General features: G+C 66.0%; 15 protein-coding genes and 1 pseudogene. 7 read left to right on the forward strand and 9 right to left on the reverse strand.

What is annotated here, in order from left to right; genetic code table 11:
• The first annotated feature begins 382 nt into the window (after positions 1–382).
• Complete coding sequence (locus QTI68_RS34045; RefSeq protein WP_286528261.1) at positions 383–1,441, forward strand: hypothetical protein; 1,059 nt, start codon at positions 383–385, stop codon at positions 1,439–1,441.
• A 119-nt stretch (positions 1,442–1,560) separates the two neighbouring features.
• On the opposite strand, the pseudogene QTI68_RS34050 reads toward QTI68_RS34045, so the two are convergent.
• The 3 genes and pseudogenes from QTI68_RS34050 to ocd form a co-directional block, all read right to left on the reverse strand.
• A pseudogene (locus QTI68_RS34050) lies at positions 1,561–1,932 on the reverse strand (LysR family transcriptional regulator); the annotation flags it as partial.
• A 98-nt stretch (positions 1,933–2,030) separates the two neighbouring features.
• Positions 2,031–3,041 (reverse strand): citrulline utilization hydrolase CtlX, encoded by a 1,011-nt coding sequence (ctlX, locus tag QTI68_RS34055; RefSeq protein ID WP_286528263.1) that lies wholly within the window; start codon positions 3,039–3,041, stop codon positions 2,031–2,033.
• 22 nt (positions 3,042–3,063) lie between these two features.
• Positions 3,064–4,113 (reverse strand): ornithine cyclodeaminase, encoded by a 1,050-nt coding sequence (ocd, locus tag QTI68_RS34060; protein WP_286528266.1) that lies wholly within the window; start codon positions 4,111–4,113, stop codon positions 3,064–3,066.
• A 121-nt stretch (positions 4,114–4,234) separates the two neighbouring features.
• Between ocd and QTI68_RS34065 the strand changes: the two genes are divergently transcribed.
• Positions 4,235–4,657, forward strand: a complete 423-nt coding sequence (locus QTI68_RS34065) for an Lrp/AsnC family transcriptional regulator (protein WP_286528267.1) — start codon at positions 4,235–4,237, stop codon at positions 4,655–4,657.
• 19 nt (positions 4,658–4,676) lie between these two features.
• Here the strand turns inward: QTI68_RS34065 and QTI68_RS34070 are convergent, their stop codons facing one another.
• From QTI68_RS34070 to QTI68_RS34095, 6 genes are all read right to left on the reverse strand, one after another.
• A complete protein-coding gene (locus QTI68_RS34070) occupies positions 4,677–5,498 on the reverse strand; it encodes an ABC transporter permease (protein WP_286528269.1) in 822 nt (273 codons plus the stop codon).
• Positions 5,495–6,349, reverse strand: a complete 855-nt coding sequence (locus tag QTI68_RS34075) for an ABC transporter permease (RefSeq protein WP_286528271.1) — start codon at positions 6,347–6,349, stop codon at positions 5,495–5,497. The genes QTI68_RS34070 and QTI68_RS34075 overlap by 4 nt, the downstream gene beginning before the upstream one ends.
• Positions 6,350–6,407: 58 nt before the next feature.
• Positions 6,408–7,430 carry an ABC transporter substrate-binding protein gene (locus tag QTI68_RS34080; RefSeq protein ID WP_286528273.1) on the reverse strand — a complete coding sequence of 341 codons (1,023 nt, stop codon included), beginning with the start codon at positions 7,428–7,430 and terminating at the stop codon, positions 6,408–6,410.
• Positions 7,431–7,457: 27 nt separating this feature from the next.
• A complete protein-coding gene (locus tag QTI68_RS34085) occupies positions 7,458–8,636 on the reverse strand; it encodes an amidohydrolase family protein (RefSeq protein WP_286528275.1) in 1,179 nt (392 codons plus the stop codon).
• Positions 8,633–9,781 (reverse strand): ABC transporter ATP-binding protein, encoded by a 1,149-nt coding sequence (locus QTI68_RS34090; protein ID WP_286528277.1) that lies wholly within the window; start codon positions 9,779–9,781, stop codon positions 8,633–8,635. Before QTI68_RS34090 ends, QTI68_RS34085 begins: the two co-directional genes overlap by 4 nt.
• A gap of 246 nt (positions 9,782–10,027) precedes the next feature.
• On the reverse strand, positions 10,028–10,621 hold the full coding sequence (locus QTI68_RS34095; RefSeq protein WP_286528278.1) for a flavin reductase family protein: 594 nt from the start codon (positions 10,619–10,621) through the stop codon (positions 10,028–10,030).
• Between the two features lie 169 nt (positions 10,622–10,790).
• On the opposite strand from QTI68_RS34095, the gene QTI68_RS34100 reads away from it, so the two are divergent.
• From QTI68_RS34100 to QTI68_RS34120, 5 genes are all read left to right on the forward strand, one after another.
• Positions 10,791–11,213, forward strand: coding sequence for an Lrp/AsnC family transcriptional regulator (locus tag QTI68_RS34100; RefSeq protein WP_286528280.1), 423 nt, complete (start codon positions 10,791–10,793; stop codon positions 11,211–11,213).
• Between the two features lie 137 nt (positions 11,214–11,350).
• Positions 11,351–12,244, forward strand: a complete 894-nt coding sequence (locus tag QTI68_RS34105) for an amino acid ABC transporter permease (RefSeq protein ID WP_286528282.1) — start codon at positions 11,351–11,353, stop codon at positions 12,242–12,244.
• Positions 12,241–13,020, forward strand: coding sequence for an amino acid ABC transporter ATP-binding protein (locus QTI68_RS34110; RefSeq protein ID WP_286528284.1), 780 nt, complete (start codon positions 12,241–12,243; stop codon positions 13,018–13,020). The genes QTI68_RS34105 and QTI68_RS34110 overlap by 4 nt, the downstream gene beginning before the upstream one ends.
• Before the next feature lie 10 nt (positions 13,021–13,030).
• Positions 13,031–13,945, forward strand: coding sequence for an ABC transporter substrate-binding protein (locus QTI68_RS34115; protein ID WP_286528285.1), 915 nt, complete (start codon positions 13,031–13,033; stop codon positions 13,943–13,945).
• Complete coding sequence (locus tag QTI68_RS34120) at positions 13,942–15,321, forward strand: MmgE/PrpD family protein (RefSeq protein WP_286528287.1); 1,380 nt, start codon at positions 13,942–13,944, stop codon at positions 15,319–15,321. The genes QTI68_RS34115 and QTI68_RS34120 overlap by 4 nt, the downstream gene beginning before the upstream one ends.
• Positions 15,322–15,349: the final 28 nt, after the last annotated feature.

Raw genomic sequence — 15,349 nt, forward strand, 5'->3', positions numbered from 1 at the left:
TGTGCGCCGCCTCCCGCAAACGACTGGGCATCACGGCCCTGTCGGGAGCTGAACCCGTGGCGCACCTGGCCCGCCGGCACGGCACGAGTCGCAAGTTCGTGCGGGCGCAACGAGAGCGGGCGCGCGAGGCGATCGATGTGGCGTTTTCTGAGCCATCTGCAGCGCCGCTTGTCGAGACATTCCCGCGCGTGAGTGAGGCCTGGGTGCGGCGCTTCGCGCTGGCCGTCATCCTGATCGTGCACGGCTCGTATCGCCAGGTGGTGGAACTGCTGCGCGACCTGTTCGGTCTGTCGCTCAGCATCGGGACGATTCACTCCTGGGTCGAGCAGGCCGCGCAGCGCGCCGAGATGATCAACCGCGCGCAGGATCTGTCGGGGTTCGCATGGGCCTGCACGACGAAATCTTCCAAGGCAACCAGCCGGTGCTCGCCGGCATCGATGCCGCCTCGACCTACTGCTATCTGCTGCAGGGCGTTGAGCAGCGCGACGCCGACACCTGGGGCGTGCACCTGCTGGACGCTGCCCAGCAAGGGCTCGATCCCGACTACACGGTGGCCGACGCGGGCACCGGGCTGCGTGCGGGCCAGGTCGCTGCCTGGGGCGACAAGCCCTGCCACGGCGACGTGTTCCACGTTCGCCAGCAGTGCGAGGCGGTGACCAATGTGCTCACACGCCTGGCCAAGGGCAGCGCGTCTCGACGCGAGGCCCTCGAGCTCGAGATGAGCGCTGCCAAGGACGGCGGCGACGGCGGCCAGCTGTCCGCGCGCCTGGGCCGGGCCCGGCAAGCCGAAGTGCAGACGCGCCACCTGGATGCCGACGTCGCGACCTTGACCCGCTGGCTGGGTCACGACGTGCTGTCGCTGGCCGGCCCGCATGTCGAGGAACGTCGCGAACTGTTCGACTTCATCGTCGCGCAGCTGCGGCTGCGGGAGGCGCTCGCTCCCCACCGGATTCGTCCGCTGCGCGTGGCCCTGCAGCGCCAGCGCGACGACGTGCTAGGCTTCGCGAGAGTGCTCGACGGCAAGCTCGCGTCCATCGCGCAGCGGCGCAACATGCCGCTCTACTGGGTGCGGCAGGTGTGCCGCTTGCACCGCCAGAAGCCGACGTCGACGGCCTACTGGCAGCGCTGGAACGAACTGCATGCCCGGCTGGGCGCGGGGTTCGTGGCCGTCGTCGCCGACGTGCGATCGGCCCTGGACGACACGCCGCGATCGAGCTCGATGGTGGAGAACCTGAACTCGCGGCTGCGCCGCTACTTCTTCCTGCGCCGCCATCTGGGCGACGCCTACCTGAGCTTGCTGCAGTTTTTCCTGAACCACCGCGCGTTCATGCGCAGTCGCCGCGTCGAGCGCGTCGGAAAGACGCCCAAGCAACTCCTGACGGGTCAGGTCCATGCGCACTGGCTCGAGCTGCTGGGCTTCGAGCGCCTCGGGCCGGCCTGACCTGCGTCGCCGAAGGACGGCACTGCGCGTCCTTCGGCACTCGTCCTACGACATCCCCTGACCGCCGACTCCGACGGTCGGCTCGCGCTCGCCCCTGTTACCCACAAAGGGCAGAAACTGAACCACGCCCGAACTTCGGCATTGCCGCTTCGAAAATTCGCGATCGCCTCCGGGATGATCATCTGGCCGATGCTGGGGCTCGACGCCAGGTTCAGGATGGTCTGGCGGCGGTCCGCCAGTTCATGCGTCAACTCGTCGACGCGTTGTACGCCGCGATACACCAACTCCACTTCATGGAACAGCGTGCGTGCTTCGGCCGTCGGGTGGAGGCGACCTTTGACGCGCTCGAACAATGGAAACTGAAGCCGGCTCTCCGTCAGGGAAAGCACGCGGCTGACCGCGGGCACGGATACATGCAGCAATCGGGCCGCGTCGCTGACGGAGCCCGTGGTCATGACTGCCCTGAAAACCTCGATCTGGACGATGTTCATCGACTGATTCTCAGATGAATGAGTCGCGTCCGATAAGGCTGGTGGCGCAAATTCATTTGGTGCACCGAACAGCTGCCTTCGAATCGCCAGCGCATGGGTCAGCATGTCGAGCTCAAGGGCGAGGATGCAGGCCGTCGGACCTGCAACCGGGAAGCTTCGACACATTCGGACTCGTGGCGCCGAGAAGCGAGATGAATGCCCGCGATCATGCAGCGCACCGAACCGCCGGCCATTTCGATCGTCGGGACTGCGAGCGGCACGAGGCGCGCCGACCGATGGATCGCGGCCTTCTGCGCCTTGTCCAGGCTGTCATAGGCGCGTTTCGACAGTGCCAGGATTCGGCCGTCCCTGCCCGAGAGCTCGATCGCATTGCCCGCAAACTCCGCAACCTGCGCCATACTGAGCGCGATCACCTCGCGCCCTGATTCCTCCAGTCTCGCCCTCACCTGCGACGCACGCTGCGCATCCGGAATCAAATCGAACCCGACCATCGCGAATTCGGTCGCCACGCACATCAGCACGTTGGTGTGATAGACCTGCCGGCCGGCCGCGTCGGCGGTATCGAACACGATCGGCTCGAAGTTGAAGTGCGTGCTGAAACGCTCCAGTGCCACTGGATCGGCCCGGTTCGACCGCGCCGTATAGGCCACGCGGGCGACGTGGTCTAGCACCATCGCGCCTGTGCCCTCGAGGAACAGGCCATCCTGCTCCAGGCCGGAATAGTCGATCACGTCCTGCACGCGGTACTCGGCCTTCAGCATCTCGATCACCTCGGCGCGGCGTTCACGCCGGCGGCTCGGCGAGTACATCGGATAAACCGCCACATGGCCGCCGGGATGAGTGGAGAACCAGTTGTTCGGGAATACGGAGTCCGGCGTATCGCGCTGACCGTCGTCCTCGAACAGGTGGACGCGTACGCCCTCCATTTCGAGGCGCTGCGCGGCGCCCGTCACCTCGTCATAGGCCGCCTGTGCGATGGCTTCAGCCGCCGCTTCCTGCGCGGAAGTCTGATAAGTGTTGTCCGCGGCGGTCTCGGGGTTCGGCGTGAAGGCATGCGGACGGATCATCACGACCGCGCGAGGTGCCTGGATGGAGCGAATGCTGGGCATGGCTGTCTTCCCGGGTGCAGAGTCAAGCCACGCGACGCATTGCCGCGCGCGTGCCGCCGGACCGGGTGTGCCTGAACAGGTCCTTCGGATCGTCGGCCTCGGGCACCAGTTCCACGTCCACGCCGAGCTTGTGCCGGGTTGCCTGCTCGAGAACGTAGCGGAGCGTCGAATAGTCTTCCAGCGCGAAGCCGACCGAGTCGAACACCGTCACCTGCTCATCGTTCTGCCGACCCGCCGCGGTGCCGGCCAGCACGCGCCACAGGTCGACCACCGGGAAGTCCGCCGGCAATTGCTGGATGTCGCCCTCGACGCGCGTCTGCGGTTCGTACTCGACGAACACGCGCGCGCCGCGCAGCACGCCGGCATGCAGTTCGGTCTTGCCCGGGCAGTCGCCGCCGACCGCATTGATGTGCATGCCAGGTTCGATCATCTCGGGCGTGAGGATGGTGGCGTAGGCCTTGTCGGCCGTCACCGTGGTCACGATGTCGGCGCCGCGCACGGCATCGGCGGTGGATGAGGCGCGCACGATCTTCAGCGCCGGCCAAGCGGCGAGGTTGCGCATCAGCTTGTCGGTGGCGCGTGGGTCGACGTCGTACACCGCGATCTCTTCGATGCCCAGGTGGTGGTGGAAAGCCAGCGCCTGGAATTCGCTCTGCGCGCCATTGCCGATCAGCGCCATGCGACGGGCGCCGGGGCGCGCCAACGCGCGCGCGGCCATCAGCGAGGTCGCGCAGGTGCGCAGCGCTGTCGCGAGCGTCAACTCCGAGAGCAGCACCGGATAGCCGGTCTCGACGTCCGCCAGGACGCCGAAGGCCATCACGGTGTACAGGCCCTGTGACGTGTTGCTCGGGTGGCCGTTGACGTACTTGAAGGCGTAGTTCTTGGCGTTCGATACTGGCATGAGTTCGATCACGCCGATCTCGGAATGGCTGGCTACTCGCGCCGACTTGTCGAAGTCGGCCCAGCGCACGAAGTCGTCGCGTATGGCGTCGGCGAGCTCGCCGATGAAGGGGGCCACGCCGATGGACTGGACGAGGCGGGACATGGTCGGGACATCGACAAAGCGGGTCATGAGGTTCTCCTTGGGATGTTCAATTGTTCCGCGTGCTGCTGTCAGATTGAAGTGTTCAAGCTGGCATATCTGCTGCAGAACCTTGCATTTCGCCAAGCTGATGGATCACAATGTGCAAATCATGGACGACGTCGACCGCCAACTGCTCTCGCTGCTTCGCGACAACTCGCGCCTATCGGTGGTCGCGCTCGCACAGAAGCTGCGCGTGGCGCGCGCCACTGTGCAGAACCGGATCGCCCGGCTGGAGCACGAAGGCACCATCGTCGGCTACACGGTTCGCCTCAAGCCCGAGGTCGAAGGCCACCGGATCCGCGCGATCACCAGCATCGAGATCGAGGGACACCATGGCGAGGCGGTGCGCCGCGCGTTGCGGGGGCAGCCAAGCGTGGTTGCGCTGCACACCACGAACGGCCGCTGGGACTTGATGGCCGAACTGCGCGCCGACACGCTGGAGGCCTTCGACCAGTTGCTCAACGCGATCCGCTCGATCCCCGGGATCTCGAACACCGAGACCAACATCCTGCTGTCCACGCACAAGCTGTAGCTGCACGCCGGCTGCAAGGTCAGCCGTGGGACGGATCCAGAAAGCTGTCAAGGCCGAGCAGCCACTCGATCGCGAAGACCACGCCGACGCTCATCAGGATCAGCAGCGTCGCCATCGCGGCGACCGTCGGGTCGTCGATGTCGCGGATGTAGCTGTAGGCCTCGACCGGCAGCGTCGTCGTGTTGATGTTCGTCAGGAAGACCGTGATGGAGAAGTTGTCCATGGCCTCGACGAAGGCGAAGGTGCCGCCGGCGACGAGGCCGGGGGCGAGCTGAGGCGCCGTCACCTTCCAGAAGGCCGCCATGGGACTGGCGCCGAGATTGCGCGCCGCCTTCTCCAGGTCAGGGCTCAGGCCGGAGAGATTGGCGACCAGGGGACGCAGCACCAGCGGCAGGGTGAAGCAGATCATCGCGACCGTGATCGGCCAGAAGCCCGGGCCGATGCCGGTTCGCGCCACGAAGCTCAGCGCGGCGGTTCCGCTGATCACGCCGGGCACGAGGATGGGGGCCGAGATCAGCGCCATCAGCAGGTCGCGCCCGGGAAAGCGGTGCCTGACCGCGACGATCGCCGTCGGTACCGCGATGGCGAGGGCGACGATGGTGGTGATGGCGGAAATCATCAACGAATTGCGCAGCGCCGCCATGAAGCGGTCATTGGCGAAGAAGTTCCTGAACCACTCGAGCGTCAGCCCATCCGAGGACAGCAGCGCATAGCTGTTCTTGCTCAGCGAATAGACAACGATGAACGGCAGCGGCAGCAGCACGAAGGCGAGCGTGGCCAGCCCCAGTGCCGTCACGGCCGGGGAAACCGGCCGGGTGTGGTCGACGGTGAGCGGCTTCATGTCGGCTCTCCCGCGAATCGCGCCGGGGCGAGGCGGCGCAGCCCGGCGGCGATGCCCAGCATGAGCAAGACCAGTGCGAAGAAGAACACCGCCAGTGCCGAGGCAGCCGGGATGTCGTAGCTGGCCTGGATTCGCTCGTAGATCGCGGTCGCCAGCACCTGGACGCGGCCGCCGCCGAGAACCTGCGGGAACAGAAACGCGCCGAGGGACAGCGCGAAGCACAGCGATGTCGCCGCCGCGAGACCCGAGAAGGACAAGGGCAGCGTCACGGCGATGAAGCTGCGCAGGCGCGAGGCGCCGAGATTGCGAGCCGCGTGCTCGAGCGATTCGGGTATCGTGCGCAGGGCGCCGAAGAGCGTGAGAACGAAGAAGGGCAGCACGAAGTTCAGCATTGCGATGAAGACCGCGAACTCGTTGTTCATCAATGACAGGCGCGGCAGCTGGAGCGCGCCGAGCAGTTGGTTGATCAGGCCCTGGTTGCCCAGGATGATCAGCCAGGCATAGGCGCGCGTGACGCCGCCGGAGAGAAAGGTCGCGACCAGGCAGAACAGGATGATCCGGCGCAGCTTCTGGGAGTGCGAGCGCGCCAGCACGCGCGCGAGGGGATAGCCCAGCAGCACGCAGGCGAAGGTGACCTGCGCCGACAGGCGCAAGGTGGTGAGCACCGCGCGCCATGCGCCCTCCGACGCCAGCAGCTTTGTGTAGTTCGCCAGCGTCGGCGGCCCATGGAAGACCGCGCTGCCGGGAGACACGACCTGCAGGCTCACGCTGGCGAAGGAGACCAGCACGAGGGCGAAGAGCGCCAGCACGAGCAGCGCCGGCAGCGAGAGCAGGAAAGCGGCGCGGCTCATGGGATGGTTGCCGGGCGATGGCTCGCTAAGAGGATGGCGGACATTCCGGTCGGGCCGCTCAGTTGGCGATTGCCTTGTTGAACTCTTCGGTCCACTCGCCGAGGTGCTGGTTGATCTTCGCCTCGTCGAAGGTCACGGCATCCCCGGGTTTGGGCAGGACGTTCACCAGCGCGTCGGCCGGCTTCACATCCTTGTTGACCGGTCCGAGGTTGTAGACGTCGGTCATGTGCTTTTGCCAGTCGGCGGCGAGCGCGCGGTTGATGAACGTGGCTGCAGCTTCGGCGTTGCCGTTGTTGACCATCATCATGCCCTCGAAGATGAGTGGTGTCGGCTTCGGGCTGACCATAGCGACCGGGATCTTCTGGTCGGCCAACTCCTTGACGGCCGAAGGCGAGCCGATCATGGCCATGATCTCGCCTCGCGCGAGCGCGCGTCTCGCGTTGGTATCGGAGGAGTGGAACATCGCGACCTGATCGCGCATCTTCCCGAGGAACTCGATGCCGGGCTTCACGTTGTCGATCGAGCCGCCGTTGAGCAGCGAGGCGATGAGGATGGTGCGGCCGGGGTACACGGTCGGTGCCGGCAGGGCGATGGCCTTCTTGAAGGCCGGCTGGAAGATGTCGTTCCAGGAAGTCACCTTGCCTCCGGGCACCAGGTCCGGGCGATACACGATGCCAGTCGGGAAGTACCAGAAGGCAACGAACATGTCGCTGTGGGCGCCGGGGATCAGCTTGCCCAGGTTGGGAATCTTGTCGACCGGCAGAGGCAGGAACAGGCCCGTGTCGGTTGCCGCGCGCATGGCGATGGCCTCGCCGGTGAACCAGACGTCGACCCCGGGGCTGCTGCGCGAAGCCTGGAGCTTGGACAGGCCTTCGGCTGAACTGTTCTCGATGACCGGCACGATCTCGATGCCCGTCTCCTGCTTGAAGGCGGGCGCCAGCGGCTTGAGCACGCGTTCCCAGGTCGAGCCGAAGGTCATGACCTTCACCTGCTTTTGTTGCGCGCCGGCGCCTGAGCAGGCGACCAGGGCAGCGGTGGCAATCGCGAGTCCGCGCAGAAAGAATTTCAAGTTCGACTTCATGATGAGCTCCTTAGGATTCGTGACGGGTCAGTTGCGTGAGAGAGAGGTGGCCTTGTCGAAGACGATGCGTCCCCGGCTCATGGTCCAGGCGATCTGGTCGTCGTCACCGACGAGCACCAGGTCGGCATCCATCCCGGGCGCGATGGCGCCCTTGTGCCGACTCAAGCCGAGTGCGCGCGCGACGTTGCAGGTGAAGAAGGGCAGGGCCTGCGACCAGCCGAGCCCGCCCTGGATGCACAGGCGCGACAAGTCGCGAAATAGGATTGAGGGCGGCACCGCGCGAGCCCCGCCTTGTCCGTCCGGCACGGCCACACCGGCATCGGAGGACAGCGTAATGTTGCCCGCCGGCGCGCCCGCATCGAGCGCGCGCAGCACGGCCTCCATCGGATCGATTCCCGAGGGCAGGCCGTCGAGCGGTCCGAGGCAGCAGGAGAAATCGATGAAGCCGCCGTCCTTCGCGAAGCGGATGCCCTGCTCGAAGACGGGCGAGATGCCCGGCGCGCGGTTGATGTGGCTGGGCACGGCCTGCGACGGCGGAAAACCGATGCGGTCGATGAGTTCGAACAGCGGCTCCAGGCCGGTGCGCAGCCGGCCCACGTGAAGGTGCAGGACGGCGGCCTTGCCACTCGTTCCTTTGGCCTGCACCAGTGATCCTGCCAGCGCCGCGAAGGCCGCGAAGTCGAGGTTGGGAAACGAACGCTCGGAGATGGCGCTCTTGGCGCCGATGACTTTGTCGATCTGAATGATGTCCGACGCCGGACTTTGCGTCATATGGGGCGCGGGCAAGGGCATCCCGCCCGTGTAGATGTGAGCTGACATGCCGGCGCGGTCGAGCTCGTGCGCCTTGCGCAGCAGCAGGCCGAGCGTCTTCGCCTCCACATCGCTGCCGAGCAGTCCCGCGGCAGTCGTGATGCCGGCCGATGCGAAGTCCTCGAAGCGCAATTCCGGCATGCGCGCGCCGTCGCCTTCCCCGCCACCGATGAAATGCACGTGCTGATCGATCAGCCCGGGAATGAGCTTGCCGGGCGGCATCGTGACGACTTCGACGAGGCCGGCAAGCGCATCCGCGGTGCCGAGCGCGCGGCCGACGGCCAGGATCTTGCCGCCGCCGACCAGGATCTCCTGGGCGCCCATCGAGGCAGGCGCATATACGTCCGCGGCGCGCAGCAGCCGCAGGGGGATGGGTTGTGGCGACGTCGGCGTCATGCGGCCTCCGCCGGCACGAGCGCGCAGTGCGAAGGCGAGAAGCGCAGCCCGACGCGCGCGCCCACCTCGAACATGCGGCCTTCGCGCCGATGCGCGGAGATCGTCAGCGCGCGGCCGCTGTCGCCCGTCACTTCGTACACGATGCTGGAACCCAGAGCACGCGCGAAGCTCACCGTGCCTTGCACGCCGGCACCCGCGGGCGCGAGCTCGAGCGATTCCGCGCGCACTGCCAGCTCCGCCTGCGCGCCGACCGGCATGGCGGCCGCGGCCGGCATCGGCACGCCTTGCAGCGCAACACCTTCGAAGCTCACGTCGGCCGTGCCGCCGGCGCACGCGAGCACTCGCACAGGCAAGAGGTTCTCGACGCCGGTGAAACGGGCCACGAAGCCGGTGCGCGGCCGGTCGTAGATGTCGAGCGGCGAACCGATCTGCTCGATGCGGCCGCGGTTCATGACGGCGATGAAATCGGAGAGCGCGATGGCTTCCTTCTGGTCGTGGGTCACGATCAGGCTCGTGATGCCGACGCTCTGCTGCAGCTTGCGAAGCTCCACCTGCATGGCCTCCCGCAGGTTCTGATCCAGCGCGCCGAGCGGCTCGTCGAGCAGCAGGACTTTCGGGCGGGTGACCAGGGCGCGGGCCAGGGCCACGCGCTGCTTTTGGCCGCCCGAGAGTTGTCCGGGATAGCGGTTGGCGAATTCGCCGATGCGCACCAGCTCCATCACCTCCCGTACCGCCTTGCCGATTTCGTCGCGCGACCAGCGCTGCATCTTCGGTCCGAACCCGATGTTGTCGCCGACGGTCATGTGCGGAAAGAGAGCGTATTGCTGGAAGAGCATCGCGGTCTCGCGTTTCTCGGGTGGCTTCGACAGGACCGAGACCCCGTTGATGCGCACGTCGCCCTGGTCCGGCATCACGAAGCCTGCGATCGACTGGAGAATCGTGGTCTTGCCGCAACCCGACGGCCCGAGCAGTGAAAGCAGCTTGCCGGGCGGGACGCAGAGATCGACGCCGTCGACGGCCGTGACGCCGTTGTAGCGCTTGACCAATTGCGTGATCTGGAGATCGCAGCCGGCCGGGGCCGGACCGGCCACCGCGATGCGCTCGCTGGCCGCCGATAAAGAAGAGTATTTGGTGAGCCTATTCATGTTTGCTCTCGCAGTTCGGGGCACGGTACAGGGCGGCATCGGGCGAGCGTCGGAATGCGCTGCAAAGTGGTTTCTCGATATTCAACTTCGGTACCTGGGTGTCAGCAAAATCCATGCCGCTGGTGAACATTAGTTTTCTATTAGTACACAAACGATCTTCCTGTGTACCTGTAGGAAACCCTGCTTCATTCGGGTGCCGTGTGCACCCTCTGCGATCGTGGTGCACCACCAGCGGGCGGCAAGCGCTCAGGCCTTCAGGCCGAAACGTTCGCGCGTTCGCACGTAAAGCGTCGAACCGAAACGGCCCACGGGAAAGTAATCGGCGTGCAGGACGTGGTACCGCTCGATGTCGAGGAGTCCGTCACGGGCATGCAGGTAGAGCACCCGCCCGATGAACACGTGGCGGCTGCCCGTTTCCATCACTTCTGCGAGCACGCATTCGAAGGCCGCCGGCGCCTCGACGATGCGCGGTGGCGCGATGGCGGTGGACGGGGCTGTCCGGAGCGCGTTGGCCTCCACCTCGCTGACGTGCGGCGGGAGTTCCGCGCAGCAGTCGTGCATGGCCTGCGCTATCGCCTCGTCTGCGATATGCACGACGAATTCCTTGCGCGCCAGAATGTTCGCGGCCGTGTCCTTGAGTGCGCCGCCCGGGCCTCTGTTGATGCTGATCATCACTAGCGGTGGATCCTCGCCAATCATGTTGAAGAGGCTGAACGGCGCTGCATTCACAGTGCCGTCGCCGCCGAGCGTGGTGACCAGGGCGATGGGCCGCGGCACGATCAAGCTCGCCATCAGTTTGTAGCGCTCGTAGGCATCGAGCGTCTCGAAGTTGACTTCCATACGGTATGGGGTGGCCTTGGCCGAGGTTAAGGAATGGGCATGAAAGCTGCTCAGGCAGCCGGCGATGCGCTAAAGTTTCGCATTACGAATCTTCAACGGGAAGTGCCCAGGTGGCTTGCTTGGCCGCGAACCCTTCCAGTCCGCCCATGCACCTTGACGATCTGCACAAATGAACGACACAGACATCGGCCTCCTGGCGCTCTTGCGCGCCAACGCCCGCGAGCCGGCGGCCGTGTTGGCCAAGAAGCTTCGCGTATCGCGCGGCACGGTACTGAACCGCTTGACCAAGCTCGAGGCGACCGGGGTGATCGTGGGCTACACGGTGCGCCTCAAGCCGGCCGCCGGGGCTCAGCGCATTCGCGCCATCGCGAGCATGGCGGTCGACGGCAACGCCACTTCCGCGGTGCTTCAGTCGCTGCGGGGCGACCCCAATGTCGAGGCACTGCACACGACGAATGGGCGATGGGATCTGGTGGTGGAGTTGCAGGCTGACGACCTGGCTGCATTCGACAAGGTGCTCAACCGCCTGCGGCTGATTCCGGGCATTGCCACGTCGGAGACCAGCATTCTGTTGTCTACGCAGAAACTTTGATGCCTCGAGGGGGTGGCCATGGGCTCTCGCATCAAAAGGCCAGAAAAGTTGCCTATTAGGAAACTTGTCGCTTGCGAAGAAGGTTGTTCATAAATACACTAATGTTTCTGAGTAAGAAACCTGCATCCGGAGCTCATGTGTCCACAACGCCTCCCGTTGCCGCATTCGGCATCCCGCCTGCACATGCCGTGGTGCCCCGGCGACCCGCGGCGCGGCCGGGTCGATGGGTTGCCGCCATCCTTTGCCTGGCCGTTCTGGCCTTTCTGGTGCGGGCCTTCGCGTTCGGCCGCATCGACTGGCCCTACGTCGCCACTTTCTTCGCTGCGCCGGTGATCCTGAGCGGACTCGCGAACACGTTGATCCTCACCGCCGCGGCGATGGCGTTGGGCATCGTGCTCGGCCTGATCGCGGCCTTGATGCGGCTGTCGCAGAACCCGGTGTCCCAGGCATTGGCCGCAGGGTACATCTGGCTCTTTCGCGGCACACCGGTCTATCTGCAGCTGCTCATCTGGTTCAACCTCGCGCTGGTCTTTCCGATGATCGGCGTGCCCGGCCTGTGGGAGGTCAGGACCGTGAGCGTCATGACGCCGTTCCTGGCCGCCTGGCTCGGCCTGGGCATCTGCCAGGGCGCCTACACGGCCGAGGTCATCCGCGGCGGCATCCTGTCGATCGACAGCGGTCAGTTCGAGGCTGCGCAGGCAATAGGCATGACCCGATGGCAACTCATGCGCCATGTGGTGTTGCCACAGACGCTGCGCGTGATCACGCCGCCCGTGGGCAACGAGGTGATCGGCATGCTCAAGACCACCTCGCTGGCGGCGGTGGTGAACTACGGGGAGCTGATCCATTCGGCGTCGCTCATCTACTACGTGAATAGCCGCGTGATCGAACTGTTGATCGTCTGTGCGATCTACTACCTCATCGCGGTCACGCTGCTGAGCCGGCTGCAGCGCATGCTGGAGGCGCGACTGTCCCGCTCCACGCATCGCTCGATGGCCCAGGGCCGCACCGAGGCGGAGGTGGCGCCATGATGCAGGTGGTGATCGCCCGCAATGTCTGCAAGCGCTACGGCGCCACCGAGGTGCTGAAGGACGTTTCGCTCGAGGTCGCGCAAGGCGAGGTCCTCGGCATCATCGGCCCTTCGGGCGCGGGCAAGAGCACCCTGTTGCGCTGTCTCAACCAGCTCGAAGGCATCGACAGCGGCGACCTGTATGTCAACGGCGAGTTCGCGGGCTACCGGGTCGGCTCGGATGCGTTCCACCAGTTGCCCGATGCAGAGGTCGCCCGGCAACGCGCCGCGACGGGCATGGTGTTCCAGCGCTTCAACCTGTTCGCGCACAAGACGGTCTTGGACAACGTGACGCTGGGGCCGATCGTGGTCCGAAAGGCCACGCGGCGTGCGGCCGAAGCACATGCCGTCGAGCTGCTCGCGCAGGTCGGGCTCGGAGGCTTCGAAGCTCGCTATCCCTCGCAGCTTTCGGGCGGGCAACAGCAGCGCGTGGCCATTGCCCGCGCGCTGGCGATGCAACCGACGGTCCTGCTCTTCGACGAGCCGACTTCCGCACTCGACTCGGAACTGGTGGGCGAGGTGCTGGATGTCATGCGGGACCTCGCGGCCTCGGGGCAGACCATGCTGGTCGTCACGCACGAGCTTGCGTTCGCGCGCGCCGTGTGCAGCCGCATCGCCTTCATGGAAGCTGGCCGCATTGTCGAGGTCGGCACGCCGCAGCAGATCTTCAACCAGCCGCTCATGCAGCGCACGCGCGAGTTCGTGCAGCGTGCCACCTCACCCGTATCCGTCCATTGAATCCCTCTCCATGAAACATCCGCTTCTGCCCCGTCTTCCCGTGTTGCTGGTCACACTGGCGTGCGCGGCGCTTTCGATCCATGCCGCGGCGCAAGGCAGCGTCAATCCCGCGTCGCTGGTCCCTGACGCCGTGCGCAAGAGTGGTGTGCTGCGCGTGGGTACGAGTCCGACCTACCCGCCGTTGGAGTTCAAGGACCCGATGACGCAGAAGCTGCAGGGCCTGGACATCGACCTCGCGACCGAAATCGCGAAGCGCCTCGGTCTGCAGATCGAATGGGCCGAGCAGTCCTTTGACCAACTGATCAACTCGCTGGACACGGGGCGCATCGACATGGGCGCCTCCGGCATGACGGATATTCCGGTGCGGCGCGAAAAGATCGACTTCGTGGACTATTTCTCCACGGGCACGCAACTCTTCACGATGGCGGACCAGGCCAAGGGCCTGAGCAAGGCCGAGGACGTCTGCGGCAAGGATGTGGCGGTCAACCGCAACGGCATCTTCTTCGTGCGGCTGCAGGACTTCAACAAGAACGTCTGCGTGGCGCGCAAGCTGCCCGAGATCAAGTACTCGCTGACAGACAAGACCGCCGACGCGCGGCTACAGATCCTGCAGGGGCGCGTGGTCGCTGCGGCGCAGGGCGTCGATGCGATCCGCTACCTCAATGAATCGCCCAAGTCGCCGGACAAAGGCGCCTTCGTGCTGATCGGGCAGCCGATCGCTGTGGACTTGGCGGGTTTCGGCTTCTCGAAGAGCAACGCCGCGCTGCGCGATGCGGTGGCGCACGCACTGACGCTCATGATCGCGGATGGCAGCTACGCCAGGATCTTCGACGCCTGGGCGCTGCCCTACGCCAAGGTGCAGGCGGTCACCATCAATGCGCAGGCCCTGCCCGCGGCGACTAGCAAAGGCACGGTCGCCCGATGAGCGGTCCATCGCTATCCCGGGTACTGGCCGAGTTCACCTCGCAAGTGAGCCTGGCCTCGCTTCCCCCAGAGACCGTCGGCGCCTTGCGACGCCATACGCTGGACACGCTCGGAGCCGCGCTGGCCGGCGCGCTGCAGCCTGAACCGACCGCGGCGTGGACCGCCGCGCGGACGGTATTCGGCGATGCCGGCAGGGCAGCGCTCTGGGGGCGCCTCGAGTCCGCGCCGCCGGGTGTCAGTGCGTTGGTCAACGGCACCGCCGCGCATGCGCTCGAGCTCGATGACGCGAGCGGCTGCGACCATTCCGGCGCGGTGGTTCTTCCCGCGGTCCTGGCTGCGCTGGCGCTGCCATGCCGCGACCAGACTTCGGTGGGCGAAGACGACCTGCTCTGCGCCATCCTCGTCGGTTATGAAGTCGGCCGGCGTGTGATGGAGGCCAGCGGCGGGTACGATGGGCACAACGGCGCGGGCTGGCATTCCACGGGCACCTGCGGCGTCTTCGGCGCGGCGGCAGCGGTCGCACGGCTGCTGAGATGCGACGCCGCGACGACCGCGCAGGCCCTCGGCATCGCAGGTTCGTTTGCTTCCGGCACCTGGGCCTTCCTGGGCGATGGCGCGATGACCAAGCGCATGCATCCGGGCCATGCTGCCAGCTCGGGCCTGCTGGCGGTCGAGATGGCGCGGGCCGGCCTGGTTGCACCCGCTCAGATTTTCGAGGCCGACTGGGGCGGGTTCCTGCGTACCTATGCTGGCGATGCGGCCGAACCCGGACTGCTAACCCAGGCGTTGGGGAAGGAGTGGCGGATCCATCGATCGTCGATCAAGCCCTATGCGTCATGTCGCGGCACGCACGCCGCGGTGGAGGCCGTCATCGGTCTGCGCGGGCGGTTCGCGACGAGCGAGGTTTCCAGCATCACGGTGACGGTCACGCCCACCGTCAGTCGCATGTGCGGCAACAAGGCGATCGGCAGCTTCGTCGACGCGCAGATGAGTCTTCCCTATGCCGTGGCGATCGCCGCCCTGCATGGTGCCGCGGACTTGGGCCGTTTCGACGAGGCGCATCGCCGTGACCCCGCTGTCAACGCGTTGATGCAGAAGGTCGAGGTGATCGGGGGGACGACGTTGCCGAGCAACGTGGCGGCCCGGCTTGCGGTTCATACCGATTCAGGCCTTGTCCACGAACGCGCGATCGATGTGCCATTGGGCTCCCCGGGCAATCCACTGTCCGATGGAAGCCTCCTCGCCAAGTACCACTCGCTCGCCGACCCGATGCTCGGACGCCAGCGCGCCGATGCGCTGGCGGACCGGGTCCTTCACCTCGGCGCCGGCCCCGGGATCCACGGTTTCTCGCTCATGACTCAGCCGAGTTCCGTCTGAAGACCACATCCAACACATCACCAGGAAG

It is taken from the genome of Variovorax sp. J31P207, assembly GCF_030316965.1.
In the GTDB taxonomy this organism is placed as follows: domain Bacteria; phylum Pseudomonadota; class Gammaproteobacteria; order Burkholderiales; family Burkholderiaceae_C; genus Variovorax; species Variovorax ginsengisoli_B.

Excerpts from the sequence above, each read along its gene's own strand:
- QTI68_RS34045 (WP_286528261.1), top strand. The coding sequence starts at position 383 with ATGGGCCTGCACGACGAAATCTTCCAAGGCAACCAGCCGGTGCTCGCC.
- ctlX (WP_286528263.1), bottom strand. The coding sequence starts at position 3,041 with ATGCCCAGCATTCGCTCCATCCAGGCACCTCGCGCGGTCGTGATGATC.
- ocd (WP_286528266.1), bottom strand. The coding sequence starts at position 4,113 with ATGACCCGCTTTGTCGATGTCCCGACCATGTCCCGCCTCGTCCAGTCC.
- QTI68_RS34065 (WP_286528267.1), top strand. The coding sequence starts at position 4,235 with ATGGACGACGTCGACCGCCAACTGCTCTCGCTGCTTCGCGACAACTCG.
- QTI68_RS34070 (WP_286528269.1), bottom strand. The coding sequence starts at position 5,498 with ATGAAGCCGCTCACCGTCGACCACACCCGGCCGGTTTCCCCGGCCGTG.
- QTI68_RS34075 (WP_286528271.1), bottom strand. The coding sequence starts at position 6,349 with ATGAGCCGCGCCGCTTTCCTGCTCTCGCTGCCGGCGCTGCTCGTGCTG.
- QTI68_RS34080 (WP_286528273.1), bottom strand. The coding sequence starts at position 7,430 with ATGAAGTCGAACTTGAAATTCTTTCTGCGCGGACTCGCGATTGCCACC.
- QTI68_RS34085 (WP_286528275.1), bottom strand. The coding sequence starts at position 8,636 with ATGACGCCGACGTCGCCACAACCCATCCCCCTGCGGCTGCTGCGCGCC.
- QTI68_RS34090 (WP_286528277.1), bottom strand. The coding sequence starts at position 9,781 with ATGAATAGGCTCACCAAATACTCTTCTTTATCGGCGGCCAGCGAGCGC.
- QTI68_RS34095 (WP_286528278.1), bottom strand. The coding sequence starts at position 10,621 with ATGGAAGTCAACTTCGAGACGCTCGATGCCTACGAGCGCTACAAACTG.
- QTI68_RS34100 (WP_286528280.1), top strand. The coding sequence starts at position 10,791 with ATGAACGACACAGACATCGGCCTCCTGGCGCTCTTGCGCGCCAACGCC.
- QTI68_RS34110 (WP_286528284.1), top strand. The coding sequence starts at position 12,241 with ATGATGCAGGTGGTGATCGCCCGCAATGTCTGCAAGCGCTACGGCGCC.
- QTI68_RS34115 (WP_286528285.1), top strand. The coding sequence starts at position 13,031 with ATGAAACATCCGCTTCTGCCCCGTCTTCCCGTGTTGCTGGTCACACTG.
- QTI68_RS34120 (WP_286528287.1), top strand. The coding sequence starts at position 13,942 with ATGAGCGGTCCATCGCTATCCCGGGTACTGGCCGAGTTCACCTCGCAA.